Here is a 14,359-nt window from a genome sequence, read left to right on the forward strand (position 1 = left end):
CGAACGGGTGGTCGCGACCTCAGCGAACGGGTGGGCGCGACCTCAGCGAACGGGCCGCCGCCACCAGCACGACACGCCGTCGAACTCCACCCTCAACGCCCTAGACCGCCCCCGCGCCCGAGTTTGGCTGCCATCCGTGCTGCGCTCGGGGGATCGACGCCTACGGCATCGGCTTCGAGACTCGCCCGGACGGCTCCGCCGTCGGGCGCGACCTCAGCAAACGGGGAGGGCGTCGGCTTCGAGACTCGCCCGGACGGCTCCGCCGTCGGGCGCGACCTCAGCAAACGGGGAGGGCGTCGGCTTCGAGACTCGCCCGGACGGCTCCGCCGTCGGGCGCGACCTCAGCGAACGGCAAGGCGCGACCTCAGCGGACGGGCACGTGCGACCTCAGCGAACGGGCAAGCGCGGCCTCAGCGAACGCGGGGCGCGACCCGGGAGAGCCGGTCGGAGGCACTCACCGGTCAGGGGGTCTCACGCGGCGGCTCGATCCGCAACGACACGCCCTCGCCGATATCCAGGATCGTGCCCACCTCCACCTGCACCGACGCCCCATCGCGGAGGGTGAACGGCGAGCCGTTCGGGGGCACCACCACGGTGCCGTTGACGGAATGCAGGTCCCGCACGATCACGTCGCCCTTGTGAACCTCGACGGCCACGTGGTTGCGGGAGATGTCGAGGTGGGGGCTCGACACCCGCAGGACATGGGCACGCTCGTACCCCGCCGTCGCGCGCGGTTCCCGCCCGACCACCACAGCAGTGACGACGTTGACGAACTCCCCACTGTTGGTGTGCAGGCCCGCCAAAGCGGGCGGCGCCATCCGTGCCGTCGCAGGACCCGGATCCTCGACCGCCCGCATCGGAGCGGTCACCGGTTCGGCGGGGACGACAGGCAGGGGCGCTGTCGGCGGTCCCTGCTCGACGACCCGCGTCGGCTCCGCATCCGAGTCCTCCCCCGCCGGGACGTGCACGGCGGCCGGCCGCTCCGCCGCCCGCACCTCCTGCAGGGACGCGGCCATCCGTTCGACCGCCTCGGCGATGATCTCCCGCGACGTCGCCAGATTCACCCGCACGAACCCCGGCGTCGCCGGGGAGAACTCGCGGCCCAGGTTGAACCGAACCCGGCCGACCTGATGGAAGTGCCGGCCCGGCTCGTCGAGCCCGAGGGCGCCGCAGTCCAGCCACGCCAGGTAGGTGCCCTGGGACGGCTCGTAGTGCAGCTCGGGGATGAGTCGGGCCAGCTCGGCGGCGAAGAACTCCTTGTTGCCGGCGACCTCGGCCGATGCTTCCGCAACCCAGTCGCGGGCCTCGTTCAAGGCCGTCGCGTGGGCCAGCACCCCGAAGTAGCTGGCGCCGTCGGGCATCATCGGGTTGAGGCGCTCGAGCAGGGCCGCGTCGCCGATCACGAGGCCCGCCTTGAGGGCCGCGAGGTTCCAGGACTTCGACGCCGACGTGACGACGAGCGCGTTGCCCGCCCCCGGCACCGTCAGGTACGGAACGTGCGCCGCCCCTGCCAGGGGGGCGTGGATCTCATCCGAAACCACCACGACCCCGTGCCGCTCTGCGAGGCGCGCGACCGCGGCAAGTTCCTCGGCGGTGTGGATCGCGCCGTTCGGGTTGTGCGGCGAACACAGCAGGTACACCGCCGGCCGCTCGCTGGCGAAGGCCTCCTCGAGGCCAGGCAGGTCGAGCCGGTCATCCACCAGGGGCACGTCGACGATGCGGCGCCCCGTGGTGGTGACGACGTGCCGGAAGGGGGGATAGACCGGGGAGTTGATGACGACGCCGTCGCCCGGCTTCGACAGCCCCAGGACGGCCTCCCGCATGCCCGTGACGACGTCGGTGGCCAGCTTCTGGTCCGCGACACCGACCCGCCAGCCCCACTGCCAGTCGGCGTACGCGGCGAAGGCCTCCTGGTAGGCGGGGAGCTCCGGGTATCCGGTGTCGCCGTCGGCCAGCGCCCGCTCCAGGGCCTCGCGGATAGGGGGCGCCAGGTGCGCGTCCATCTCCGCGACGAACAGCGGCAACACGTCCGGCTCCCAGCGGCGCCACTTGATGGTGCCGCGCCGCCGCAGATCGCCGAGGGGGACGTCGAAGATGGCCATGGCCCCAACCTAGCGAACCGACCCCGACTTGACGTCGACGGCATAATGGACCGCGTCGCACGGCATTGATGAGGCCATCACCTCGGAGCTGCCGGAAGAACGGCGGGGTGACCCGCTCACTAGACCCGGCCGCGGCGGATGAACAAGTGGGGCGCCCCGGCGCCCAAGAAGGGTGGTACCGCGGGCTTCGGCTCGTCCCTTCACCTCAGCGACGATTCGATGAAGGACCACCCGATGACCGACCAGGCTGCCAGCCAGTCCCCCGGCTACCGCGCCGTGCCCGCCCAGGTTGACTTCCCGACCCTCGAGCACGAGATCCTGAGCCTGTGGGAGGAGCGCGACACCTTCGCCCGCTCCCTGGAACGCACGGCCGACGGCGAGCCGTGGACCTTCTACGAGGGCCCGCCCACCGCGAACGGCATGCCGGGCACGCACCACATCGAGGCGCGTGTTTTCAAGGACCTGTTCCCCCGCTACAAGACGATGCGGGGCCACCGCGTTGAGCGGAAGGCCGGCTGGGACTGCCACGGCCTCCCGGTCGAGTTGGCCGTCGAGAAGGAGCTCGGTTTCTCCGGCAAGGCGGACATCGAGGCATTCGGCGTCGAGGCGTTCAACGCGAAGTGCCGCGAGTCCGTGCTGCGGCACGTCGACGCGTTCAGCGAGCTCACGGAGCGCATGGGCTACTGGGTCAACATCGACGACGCCTACGTGACGATGACACCGCAATACGTCGAGTCGCTGTGGTGGGCACTCAAGCAGATCCACGGCAAGGGCCTCCTGGAGGAGGACTACCGCGTGGCGCCGTACTGCCCGCGGTGTGGCACCGCGCTGTCGGACCACGAGCTCGCGCAGGGCTACGAGGACATCACCGACCCGTCGATCTACGTCCGCTTCCCGCTCACCTCCGGCCCGCTCGCCGGCGAGGTGGACCTGTTGGTGTGGACGACGACGCCCTGGACGCTGGTCTCCAACACCGCGGTCGCGGTGCACCCGGACGTGACCTACCGCGTCGCCACGCACCCGCAGCAGAAGGCGCTGGTCGTCGCCGAGCCGCTGGCCGACAAGGTGCTGGGCGACGAGTGGACCCTCACCGACACCTTCCTCGGCCGCGACCTCGAGCGCTGGACCTACCAGCGGCCCCTCGAACTCGTGGAGTTCCCGGCCCCGGCCCACTTCGTGGTGCTCGCCGAGTACGTCACCACCGAGGACGGCTCCGGCCTGGTCCACCAGGCGCCCGCCTTCGGCGAGGACGACATGCACGTGTGCCGCTCCTACGGCCTGCCCTTCGTCAACCCCGTCCGCCGCGACGGCACGTTCGACGAGGACCTCGACCTGGTGGGCGGTCTGTTCTTCAAGGACGCCGACACCGCCATCGTCGCCGACCTCAAGGCGCGGGGCCTCATGTTCCGCGTCCTCGACTACACGCACAGCTACCCGCACTGCTGGCGCTGCCACACCCCCCTGCTCTACTACGCCATGCCGTCGTGGTACATCCGCACCACGCACATCAAGGATGAGCTGCTCGCGGAGAATGAGGCCACCACCTGGTACCCGGACACCATCAAGCACGGCCGGTACGGCGACTGGCTGAACAACAACATCGACTGGGCGCTGTCGCGGACCCGCTACTGGGGGACGCCGCTGCCGATCTGGCGCTGTGAGGACGACCACCAGGTCTGCGTCGGCTCCCGCGCCGAACTCAGCGAACTCACCGGCGCGGACCAGAGCGACCTGGATCCGCACCGTCCGTTCGTCGACGACATCGTCTTCCCATGCCCGACCTGCGGCAAGGAGTCGCGCCGCGTGCCCGAGGTCATCGACGCCTGGTTCGATTCCGGCGCCATGCCCTTCGCGCAGTGGGGCTACCCGCATGTGCCCGGCTCCGAGGAGGTGTTCGCCGAGCGGTACCCGGCCGACTTCATCTGCGAGGCCATCGACCAGACCCGCGGCTGGTTCTACTCACTCATGGCCGTCGGCACCCTGGTGTTCGACCAGAGCTCGTACCGCAACGTCGTCTGCCTGGGCCACATCCTCGCCGACGACGGGCGCAAGATGAGCAAGCACCTCGGCAACGTGCTGGAGCCGATCCCGCTCATGGACCAGCACGGCGCGGACGCGGTGCGCTGGTTCATGGCCTGCTCCGGGTCGCCGTGGATGGCGCGACGCGTCGGCCATCAGGCGATCGGCGAGACGGTCCGCAAGGTGCTGCTGACCTACTGGAACACCGTCGCGTTCCACACGCTGTACGCGCGGGCGTCGGACTGGACGCCCGCCGGCGAGGCGCCGCCCGTGGCGGAGCGCCACGTGCTCGACCGCTGGCTGACGTCGGCCACGCAGCAGCTGATCGTGGACACCACCCGGGCCCTCGACACGTTCGACACGCAGCACTACGGCGCGGTGCTGAGCCAGTTCATCGACGACCTGTCGAACTGGCACGTGCGTCGCTCCCGCCGCCGCTTCTGGGCCGGCGACCCCGGTGCCCTCTGGACGCTGCACGAGACCCTGCACGTCCTCACCCGCCTCCTGGCGCCGATCATGCCGTTCGTCACCGAGCGCGTGTGGCAGGACCTGTTCTACGCCGCCGACCCCGACGGCGTGGACTCCGTGCATCTCGCGGAATGGCCGGTGGCCGACGAGTCGCTCATCGACGTCGACCTCACCGAGGCCATGCGCCTGACACGGCGCACCGTGGAGCTGGGCCGGGCGGCCCGGGCGGAGTCCAAGGTGAAGATCCGCCAGCCGCTGCGCCGGATGCTCGTGGCGTCCAGCGTCGTCGAGCGCCTCACGCCCGAGCTGCGTGAGGAGATCATGGCTGAGCTCAACCTCGCCGCCGTCGAGTCGTTCGCCTCGCACGGTGATCTGGTCGACTACTCCGCGAAGGGCAACTTCCGCAACCTCGGGAAGCGGTTCGCGAAGCGCACGCCGGTAATCGCCCAGGCGGTGGCCGACGCCGACGCCGCGTACCTGGCCGCGTCGCTGCGCGGCACGGGGACGGCCCGGGTGGTCGTCGACGGCGAGGAGATCGAGCTCACCGCCGACGACGTGCTCATCACGGAGCGGCCGCGCGAGGGCTGGTCGGTGGTCAACGAGCAGGGCGAGACGGTCGCGCTGGACCTCGAGCTGACGCCGGAGCTGATCCGCTCCGGGCTCGCGCGCGAGGCGATCCGGTTCATCCAGGAGTCCCGGAAGCGGGCGGGGCTGGACGTCTCGGACCGCATCACCGTGCTGATCGAGGCCGACGAGGAGCTCGCTGCCGCCGTCGAGGCCCACCGGGCGCAGATCGCCGACGAAGTGCTGGCCGTCGAGTTGGCCGTTGGCCCCGTCGAGGCACCCACGGACGAGGACGCCGACCTCGGCATCAAGCTCGCGCTGCGTAAGGCCTAGTCACACGCCAGGAGGCTGCTGTCACCCCAGGTCGACGGCGGCCTCCTGGTGCGTCACGCCGGACTGGCGCAGGCACTTCTCCAGGACCCGCATCACCTCGAGCGTGTCGCTGAGCGGCATGGTGGGGGATTCGGTGGCGCCCTCGCGGATCCGCTGAGTCACCTCCGCGAACTCGTGGCTGTAGCCGCGCCCCGTCGGCATCGCCTCGATGATCCGCGGTAGCACCCCGTTGCGATGGACGGTGATCATGGACGGGTGGTGGAAGCGCGGCTCGATCTCGATCCAGCCCTTCGTCCCGACGACGATCAGCCGGCCGGGCCCGTAGCCGTCGAAGCCGAACGTCAGCGACGACAACCCCTCGCCGGCGTGCACCAGGTTGACGGTCGCGGCGCGCTCCACCCCCGAGGGGTAGAGCCGGGCGCGGCAGTCGATCTCCTTCACCTCGCCGAGGAAGGCCTGCGCCACGTTGATGGGGTACACGCCGAGGTCCAGGATGGCCCCACCCCCCAGCTCCCGGGAGAACAGCCGATGGTCGGGCTGGTACTCGCGGAAGGCGTACAAGTCGCCCTGCACCCCGACCACGTCACCGATGCGCCCCCAGGCGACCACTTCGCGTGCGGCGGCGATGACCGGCAGGAACCTGGTCCACATCGCCTCCATGGCGAAGACTCCCTTGGCGCGGGCCGCGTCGACCACCTGGCGCGCCCCCGCGAGGGTGGCGGTGAACGCCTTCTCGACGAGCACCGCCTTGCCACGCTCGATGGCCGCGAGCGCCACGTCGCGGTGCTGCGGGTGCGGGGTGGCGATGTAGACGACGTCGATGTCGGGGGAATCCAGGAGCTCCCGGTACGAGCCGAACGCCTTGGGCACCTGGTGCTCGGCCGCGAAGTCACGTGCCTTCGCCCACGTCCGCGACGCCACCGCCGTCAGTTCGGCCCCCGGCACGAACTGGAAGTCCCCGGCGACGCCGTGCGCGATGGCGCCTGTCCCCACGATGCCCCAGCGAACGGTAGTCATGGCCCCAGGCTAGTGGTGTGACCGCCCTCCGGCGCCGGAACCGGCGGTCCTCAGCGGCGGGCGTCGATGCCGCTGGTGTCGGCCGCGGCAGACGCGTCGTAGCCCGCGACGACCGCGGCGTCACGCTCGGCCGGCCCGCCCGCCAGGATCGCCTCCCGGTCCTCCGCCGCCGGCGCCGCGTCGGGCGGCGGGTCACCCAGCAGGTGGATCCACCGGTGGTCCTGCTGGCCGGGGCGCCGCTCCAGCCGGAGCACGAGCGGCTCGTCGCGCGCGGCCATCCGCTCCAGACAGGCCTCGACTGCCTCGCGATCCGCGAAGGTGTACAGCCGGTCGGTGCGCGCCCTCAGCTCGCCTGGCGACTGCGGGCCGCGCAGCAGGAGGACTGTGATGAGCGCCCGCTCGTCGTCGGCCAGGCCGAGGAGGTGCGTCGCGGTCTGCAGGTACTTGAGCGTCCGCCGCCCGTAGTCGGCCCAGGTCACGCGCGCCAGACCCCCGTCCTTGAGGGCACGCACCGCGTCCTGCACCGTCCGCTCGTCGAAGTCGACGATGGGGTCCCGGTTGCTTTTCTGGTTGCAGGCGGAGCGCAGGGCGTTGAGCGTCAGCGGGTAGGTGTCCGGCACGGTGACCTCCTTCTCGAGGAGGCACCCGAGCACGCGCTGTTCGTCGGCGGTGAGTCTCGGCAGCGTCACACCGTCGACCCTACTCCGCGGGGTCCACGGACGAGGTTCCCCGTCGCGGCCCGCGACAACTATCCTGTGACGGTCCAGAGGAGGTTCGCATGGGTCGCATTGTCCAGAAGTTCGGCGGGTCGTCGGTGGCCGACGCCGAGTCGATCAAGCGTGTGGCGCGCCGCATCGCCCGCACGCGGGCCGAAGGGCACGACGTCATCATCGTCATCTCGGCCATGGGCGACACGACCGACGAGCTCATGGACCTGGCGCTCCAGGTGTCACCGCGCCCGAAGTCCCGCGAGCTGGACATGCTCCTCACCACCGGCGAGCGCCAGTCGGCGGCACTCCTGGCCATGGCGCTGTCGGACCTCGGCGTCGACGCCGTCTCCTACACCGGCTCCCAGGCCGGCGTCATCACCACGCCGACGCACGGCAACGCACGCATCATCGACATCACCCCTGGGCGGGTCATCAGGGCGCTCGAGGAGGGCAACGTCGCGATCGTCGCGGGGTTCCAGGGCGTCGCGCAGACCACCAAGGACATCACGACCCTCGGCCGGGGCGCCTCCGACACCACCGCCGTCGCGCTCGCCGCGGCCCTCGACGCCGACTACTGCGAGATCTACTCCGACGTCGACGGCGTCTACACCGCCGATCCGCGCATCGTGCCCTCGGCTCGGCACATCGACCAGATCGGCTACGAGGACATGATGGAGATGGCCGCCTCCGGGGCCAAGATCCTGCACCTGCGCTGCGTCGAGTACGCGCGCCGCGAGGGCGTGCCGGTACACGTGCGCTCCTCCTTCACCGACCGGCCGGGAACCTGGGTCAAGAGCCAGGACGAGATCGACAAGGACGAATCCATGGAAGAAGCCATCATCACCGGAGTCGCGCACGACCGCGGCGAGGCCAAGATCACCATCGCGGGTGTCCCGGACAAGATCGGCGAGGCCGCCCGCATCTTCAAGGCGATCGCGGAGCACGAGATCAACATCGACATGATCGTGCAGAACGTGTCGCGGCTCTCCGATGTCAAGACCGACATCTCGTTCACCCTCCCGATGACCGATGGCTCCCGCGCCATCGAGGCGCTGGAGGCCATCAAGGACGAGGTCGGCTACGACGAGGTCCTCTACGACGACCAGATCGGCAAGGTGTCCGTCGTCGGCGTCGGGATGCGGTCCCACCCGGGCGTCTCCGCGACGTTCTTCGAGGCACTCGCCGGTGCCGAGGTGAACCTGCAGATGATCTCGACCTCGGAGATCCGCATCTCGGTCATCGTCGGCGCCGACGACGTCGACCGCGCCGTGCGCGCCGCCCACACCGCATTCGGCCTCGACGCGGAGGAGACGGCGAAGGTTTACGCCGGGACCGGCCGCTGACCCGTCATGGCATAAAGTTGGGCTGTTCTTCGGAAGGTGCCCATGCCACGTCCTAGCCGCCGTCAGCTGCTCACAGCGTTCGCCGTCGCCGCTGTGGGGCCGCTGGCCGCCTGCACGGGCACCCCGTCCCCGGGGCCATCGTCGCCGGCCAGCCCGACGCCGTCGCCGAGTGGCCTGCCCTTCGGGCTCGTCACCCCCTCGCGGGTGGAGGCCGTCGTCTTCGACGGCGCGTTCGGCGTCGGCTACGTGGAGGCCGCGGCGGCCACCATGAGCGCGAACCATCCGGGCGTCCGGGTGCGTGTCCGCCCGGTCCAGGACATCATCGCCGTCGTGGAACCCCGCCTGGCCGAGGGCGGCACCCCGCCCGATCTGGTCGACAACTCCGGCGCCCGCCTGCTCCCGGTGGCGAAGCTGGCCGACCAGTTCGCCGAGCTGGACGACCTCATGGACTCGGCCTCCCTGGACGGCGGGGTGCTGCGGGACACCCTGCACCACGACGTGCTCGCCACCGGCACGTTCAACGACCGGCTCATCGCCCTCAACTACGCCCTCAGCGTGTTCGGGCTCTGGCACTCGGCCGCGGACTTCGCCGCCGCGGGGTGGGAGGTGCCGCGCACCTGGGACCGCATGTTCGAGCTCGGCGCGGCCGCGAAGGAGCAGGGCCGGTTCCTGTTCGCGTGGGGCGACGAGGCCGCCGACTACTACCAGGAGCTGGCCATCGCGTCAGCGGTCAAGGAGGGCGGTCACGAGGTACGAATCGCCCTCGATTCGCTGGCCGAGGGGGCCTGGTCCCATCCGGCCGTCACCGGGGTCCTCGAGCAGCTCGAGGCGATCGTCGCGGCGGGCTTCGTGGTCCACCGCGGGGACTACCTGGCGGCCCAGGCGTCCTGGCTGAAGGACCGCGCCGCCCTGCTGTATCCGGCCGGATCCTGGCTCCCAACGGAGATGTCCGAGCAGATCCCCGCCGACTACGAGTTGAGCGTGGCGCCGGTCCCGACCCTGACCGCGGCGCCCGTCCTGCCGCACGCCGCCGTCCACGCGACCCCGACGGAGCAGTTCCTCGTGCCGCGGCGCGCATCCAACGTCGCGGGCGCGTTCGAGCTCCTGCGCACCATGCTGACGCGGGAGGCGGCCACCGAGTTCTCCCGCGAGCATCTGGTGCCGACGATCGTGCGCGAGAGCGTCCCGGCGGACGTGACGGACACGGCGCTCACGTCGCAGGCCCGGCTGCTGGCGGACGCCGGCGCCAACGTCTTCTCGTGGCGGTTCGTCGCCCACTACGGGCTGAGCGGCGAATCGAATGTCGCCTGGGCGGACTTCCTGTCCGGCCAGATCACGGCCTCCGTGCTCGCGGCACGGTTGCAGACCCTCGCGAACCGGGTTCGCAACGACCCAGCGGTGGAGCGCTACGCCGTCGAGTGAGGGTCAGCGCCGCCGGCCGGTGCCGAAGATCCCCCGGACGATCTCGCGTCCGGCCGTGCGGACGAGGTCGCGGAAGACCGCGGACTTGGTGACCTGCTGGATCAACCCCGGATTCTCCCGCTCGTAGCGGCGGCGTGCGGCCTCCTCCGCGCGGGCCTCGCGTTCGCGCCGCGCCAACTCCTTCTCGGCCGCAGCCATCTCCTTCTCCGCCTCTTCCCGGCGGCGCCGCTCCTCCTCGGCCCGGGCCTCGGCCTCAGCGGCCGCGGCTCCCTCGGCCAGCTGGCGGGTCAGCACTTCGTAGGCCGACTGCCGGTCAAGCGGCGTGCCGTACCGCGCCATCAGCGCGGACTGCGCGACGCCGGCCTTCAGGTGGTCGGGGTCGGTCGGACCCATCCGCGACTCAGGTGCGAAGATGCGCGTCCAGGCCACTGGCGTGGGCGCGCCCCGCTCGCTCATGACGGTGACGACGGCCTCCCCGATCCCGAGCTGCTGCAGGACCTCCTCGAGGTCGTAGTCGGACGTCGGGTAGGTCGACACGGTGGCCCGCAGCGCCTTGGCGTCGTTGGGGGTGTGGGCGCGCAGCTGATGCTGCACCCGCGATCCGAGCTGCGCCAACACGTCGTCGGGGACGTCCTTCGGGGTCTGGGTGACGAAGAAGATGCCGACCCCCTTGGACCGGATGAGACGCACCGTCTGCGTGATGGCGTCGAGGAACGCGTCGGAGGCATCGTTGAAGAGCAGGTGGGCCTCGTCGAAGAAGAACACGAGCTTCGGCCGGTCGAGGTCGCCCACCTCCGGCAGGGACGAGAAGAGGTCGGCGAGGAGCCACATCAGGAACGTCGAGAACAGCGCCGGCTTGCTCGCCAGCTGGGGCAGTTCGAGCAGGGACACGACGCCGCGGCCGTCCGGCGCGACGCGGAGCAGGTCCGCCGGATCGAACTCCGGCTCGCCGAAGAAGGCGTCCCCGCCCTGGTCGGCGAGCGTGACCAGGGACCGCAGGATGACGCCCGCGGTCGCCGTCGAGACGCCGCCGATCCCCTTGAGCTCCAGCTTGCCCTCGTCCGACGTCAGGTACTTCAGCAGCTCGACGAGATCCTTGAGATCCAGCAGCGCCAGACCCGCCTTGTCCGCGTAGTGGAACACCAGGCCCAGCGACGACTCCTGGACCTTGTTCAGGTCGAGGATCTTCGACAGCAGGATGGGACCGAACGACGACACCGTCGCGCGGATCGGCACGCCGACCCCTTCGCCGCCCAGCGAGAAGAACTCGCAGGGGTACGCCCTCGGCTGCCAGTCCTGGCCCTGCTTGGCGACCCGGGCCAGGAGCTTCTCCGACGGCTCCGCCGGGGTGGCCATGCCGCTGAGGTCGCCCTTGATGTCGGCGGCGAACACGGGGACGCCGGCGGCGCTGAGCGCCTCCGCCAGAACCTGGAGGGTGACGGTCTTGCCGGTGCCGGTGGCGCCCGCGACGAGGCCGTGCCGGTTGAACATCGACAGGGGAATCCGGATGCGGGCGTCCACCACCGGCTCCTCGTCGTGCAGCACGCCCAGCGTGACCGACGGGGCTTCGAACGCGTAGCCGGTGGTGATGGTCTCGATCAGGGCCTCGTTGCTCACCGTCCTACTCTGGCACAGCCCAGCCGCTAGGGTGGGGCCGTGATCTTCAAGCGAGTAGGCGACTCCCGCCCGTACCCGGACCACGGCTACACCCAGAAGCAGTGGATCGCGATCGCCCCTCATCAGGTCCGGCTGGACGAGCTGGTCACCACCAAGCGGACCCTGGACCTGGAGGCGCTCCTGGAGGAGGACTCCACGTTCTACGGGGATCTGTTCGCGCATGTCGTGTCCTACCGCGGCGAGCTGTACCTGGAGGACGGCCTCCACCGCGCCCTGCGCGCCGCGCTCCAACAGAGGCAGACGATGCACGCCCGCGTGCTGGAGCTGACGTAACAGTCCCCGATCAGAGGAAAGAACACCCGTGCGCATCTTCCGGCTCATCGCCACCCCGGTCCTGCTGCTCAGCCTGCTGGGCCTGCTCGTCTGGGGTGCGACGTGGGGGTGGAAGGCGCTGACCGAGCCGCTGCCGTCGCCGTCGCCGACGCCGTGCGTGATGGAGCCGGCGGAGATCGTGACCGTCCGCGACGTGACCGTGCGCATCTACAACGGCGGCTTCACCAGCGGGCTGGCCAACCGCGTCGGGAACCAGCTCACGGAGGCGGGCTTCGACGTCGCCCGCGTCACGAACACCGAGGAACGCGTCACCGGCACCGTGATCCGCGCGAACCGGCGTGAGACCCCGCAGATCCGGCTGGCTGCCTCCTACTTCGTCGAGCCGGTCATCCAGTACGACGATCGGGTCGACGGCGTCGTCGACATCCTCGTCGGCACGGACTTCGCCGGCTTCTCGGAGGCCCCGTTCGCCCAGGTGAGCTCCACGGACGGCCAGCTGTGCCGGGTCCCGACGCCGTCGGCGAGCGCCCCGGAGCCGTCGCCGTCGCCGTCGCCCAGCTCCTGAGTCTGCACACGTTGAGGGCCCCCGAACCTGGTGGATCGGGGGCCCTCAACTGGTCCCTCAGGACCGTGGCGGTGATGGAGGGATTTGAACCCCCGGTGGGTTGCCCCACACCCGCTTTCGAGGCGGGCTCTTTCGGCCGCTCAGACACATCACCGCCGGATACTGTACCGGCGGACCCCGGGGTTTGACCAATTGGCGGCCGGCTCGCGCAGCCGCGCCCTCCCGGCGCCCGCCCCCAGCGTTGAGCCTGATCCATGTCCCGACGCCGAGATCGCTTGGGTTGAACGATCCAACTCCTGTCGAAACCAGGCGCAGGCTCAACCCACTAAGGTGGGCAGGTGCGTGACATCGCGACGCTGATGCGGGCTCCGGGGCTGGCCCACATCCTCGTCGCCCAGCTGGCCGCCCGCTTCCCGGCGGGGATGTACTCGCTCGGCATCCTCATGCACGTCCGGGCCACGCAGGGCAGCTACACGGCCGCCGGCCTCGTCCTCGCGGCGTTCTCGATCGGTATGGCGGTGGCCGGCCCCGTCGTGTCGCGGCTGCTCAGCCGGCTGGGCACCTTCCGGGTCCTGACCGCGACACTCCTCATCTCGGTGACGGCCTTCGCCCTCCTCGCGCTGCTCCCTCTCCCCCTGGCCGGCGCGATGGCGCTCGCCGGCCTCGGCGGGGCCGCGATGCCGCCGGTGATCCCCGCCGTCCGCACGCTGTATCCGCAGCTGGCGCCCCAGCACCTGCTGACGGGCCTGTTCAGCCTCGACGCCGCCCTGCAGGAGATCATCTGGATCATCGGCCCCGTGGCGATCACCCTGCTGGTGGGCACGCTCGGGTCCGGGCCCGCGCTCCTGGTGGTCATCGGCATCCAGATCGTCGGCGGGCTGCTGTTCATCCTCGCTCGCCGGGTGCGGGAGCTGCGCATCCCGCCCACGACGCGGAGGTTCGGCCGCGTGCTGGCCAACCCGTCGGTTCTCCTCATGACGGTGACGTCGCTGCTGATGATCGGGGCCTTCGCGGCGATGGAGGCGGCCATCGTCGCCTCGTTCGGAGACGGCTCCGTGCAAGCCGGCGGCGTGTTGGCGCTGTCGGCCGTCGGATCCCTGATGGGTGGCCTGGCGGCGGGGAACCGGCCGATCAGCCGCTGGTCCCTGGCCCTGCGCATGCTGGTCGTCGTCGCGGGGTTCAGCCTCGCGGCGATCCTCAGCGGATTTTGGGGCCTCGCGCTGGCCCTCTTCCTCGCGGGGTTCGGGATCGCGCCGGCGCTGGCGGCAGTGTCGTCGGTCATCGCCGGCAGCGTCCCGTTCTCGGACACGGCCGAGGCCTACGGATGGATCGGCACCGGTCAGCTCCTCGGCGCCTCCGTCGGCTCAGCGCTGGCCGGCATCGCCATCGACGCCGGGGGCGGCCACGCGGGCATCCTCGTCGCGGTGGCCATCGCCGGGTCGGCCGCACTCGTGGCGCTGGTGTTCCGCGACGCCCAGCCAGACCTCCGCGGCGGCATCGTGGCCGTCCGGGAGGGCTAGTACCGCGGCCATCAACCTTTGCCCTGTTGGCTGACACACCGGGCAGGGTCCGCTGCTGGGTTGCGGGGACGCGGGATCGTGTGGAGGTCAGTTCCTGTTCTTCCCCTCAGGAGTGTCGTGATGGCCGAACGTGTTCGGGTCCGGGAAATCACCAACGACGAGGGCAACCGGCTGTTGCGCATAGTACGGCGCGACTCAGGGTCGGTTGTCACCTGGCGACGAGCGCAGATCGTGCTGCTCTCGGCCCAGGGCATGGAAGCTCCGCAGATCGCGGCGGTCACGTTCACCAGCGCCGACCGGGTCCGTGATGTGATCCACAACTTCAACACCGACGGGTTCGACTCGC

At 70.7% G+C, this 14,359-nt stretch carries 11 protein-coding genes and 1 tRNA gene; 7 read left to right on the plus strand and 5 right to left on the minus strand.

Annotation, left to right across the window (positions count from 1 at the left end; all coding sequences use genetic code 11):
* Window positions 1-461: 461 nt before the first annotated feature.
* Entirely contained in the window at window positions 462-2,102 is a 1,641-nt protein-coding gene (locus tag ACFQPD_RS02390) for an aminotransferase class I/II-fold pyridoxal phosphate-dependent enzyme (protein WP_385898073.1), read from the minus strand.
* A 234-nt stretch (window positions 2,103-2,336) separates the two neighbouring features.
* Between ACFQPD_RS02390 and ileS the strand changes: the two genes are divergently transcribed.
* Window positions 2,337-5,486, plus strand: a complete 3,150-nt coding sequence (gene ileS / locus ACFQPD_RS02395; RefSeq protein WP_385898076.1) for an isoleucine--tRNA ligase — start codon at window positions 2,337-2,339, stop codon at window positions 5,484-5,486.
* 21 nt (window positions 5,487-5,507) lie between these two features.
* On the opposite strand, the gene ACFQPD_RS02400 is transcribed toward ileS, so the two are convergent.
* Window positions 5,508-6,503: a Gfo/Idh/MocA family protein gene (locus ACFQPD_RS02400; protein WP_068751687.1), complete on the minus strand. Its 996-nt coding sequence runs from the start codon at window positions 6,501-6,503 to the stop codon at window positions 5,508-5,510.
* A 50-nt stretch (window positions 6,504-6,553) separates the two neighbouring features.
* A complete protein-coding gene (locus tag ACFQPD_RS02405; RefSeq protein WP_385898079.1) occupies window positions 6,554-7,192 on the minus strand; it encodes a YceH family protein in 639 nt (212 codons plus the stop codon).
* A gap of 89 nt (window positions 7,193-7,281) precedes the next feature.
* On the opposite strand from ACFQPD_RS02405, the gene ACFQPD_RS02410 reads away from it, so the two are divergent.
* Together ACFQPD_RS02410 and ngcE are read left to right on the plus strand one after the other, a co-directional pair.
* Window positions 7,282-8,556, plus strand: coding sequence for an aspartate kinase (locus tag ACFQPD_RS02410; protein WP_068751689.1), 1,275 nt, complete (start codon window positions 7,282-7,284; stop codon window positions 8,554-8,556).
* 42 nt (window positions 8,557-8,598) lie between these two features.
* A complete protein-coding gene (gene ngcE / locus ACFQPD_RS02415) occupies window positions 8,599-9,978 on the plus strand; it encodes an N-acetylglucosamine/diacetylchitobiose ABC transporter substrate-binding protein (protein ID WP_385898081.1) in 1,380 nt (459 codons plus the stop codon).
* 3 nt (window positions 9,979-9,981) lie between these two features.
* On the opposite strand, the gene ACFQPD_RS02420 is transcribed toward ngcE, so the two are convergent.
* On the minus strand, window positions 9,982-11,595 hold the full coding sequence (locus ACFQPD_RS02420; RefSeq protein ID WP_385898084.1) for a helicase HerA-like domain-containing protein: 1,614 nt from the start codon (window positions 11,593-11,595) through the stop codon (window positions 9,982-9,984).
* Between the two features lie 39 nt (window positions 11,596-11,634).
* Here ACFQPD_RS02420 and ACFQPD_RS02425 point away from each other — a divergent pair, with 39 nt between their 5' ends.
* Together ACFQPD_RS02425 and ACFQPD_RS02430 are read left to right on the plus strand one after the other, a co-directional pair.
* The gene (locus ACFQPD_RS02425) at window positions 11,635-11,928 is read left to right on the plus strand and encodes a type II toxin-antitoxin system VapB family antitoxin (RefSeq protein ID WP_068751692.1); all 294 of its coding nucleotides are present in this window, start codon (window positions 11,635-11,637) and stop codon (window positions 11,926-11,928) included.
* Window positions 11,929-11,956: 28 nt separating this feature from the next.
* The gene (locus tag ACFQPD_RS02430; protein ID WP_385898086.1) at window positions 11,957-12,493 is read left to right on the plus strand and encodes a LytR C-terminal domain-containing protein; all 537 of its coding nucleotides are present in this window, start codon (window positions 11,957-11,959) and stop codon (window positions 12,491-12,493) included.
* 66 nt (window positions 12,494-12,559) lie between these two features.
* Here ACFQPD_RS02430 and ACFQPD_RS02435 read toward each other — a convergent pair.
* Window positions 12,560-12,647, minus strand: a tRNA-Ser gene (locus ACFQPD_RS02435).
* 184 nt (window positions 12,648-12,831) lie between these two features.
* Between ACFQPD_RS02435 and ACFQPD_RS02440 the strand changes: the two genes are divergently transcribed.
* Both ACFQPD_RS02440 and ACFQPD_RS02445 read left to right on the plus strand, forming a co-directional pair.
* The gene (locus tag ACFQPD_RS02440; protein ID WP_385898087.1) at window positions 12,832-14,013 is read left to right on the plus strand and encodes an MFS transporter; all 1,182 of its coding nucleotides are present in this window, start codon (window positions 12,832-12,834) and stop codon (window positions 14,011-14,013) included.
* A gap of 120 nt (window positions 14,014-14,133) precedes the next feature.
* On the plus strand, window positions 14,134-14,359 hold a 226-nt coding region (locus ACFQPD_RS02445), incomplete at its 3' end, for a helix-turn-helix domain-containing protein (RefSeq protein WP_385898089.1).

The organism is Tessaracoccus sp. O5.2, from assembly GCF_964266725.1.
GTDB lineage: Bacteria > Actinomycetota > Actinomycetes > Propionibacteriales > Propionibacteriaceae > Arachnia > Arachnia lapidicapta.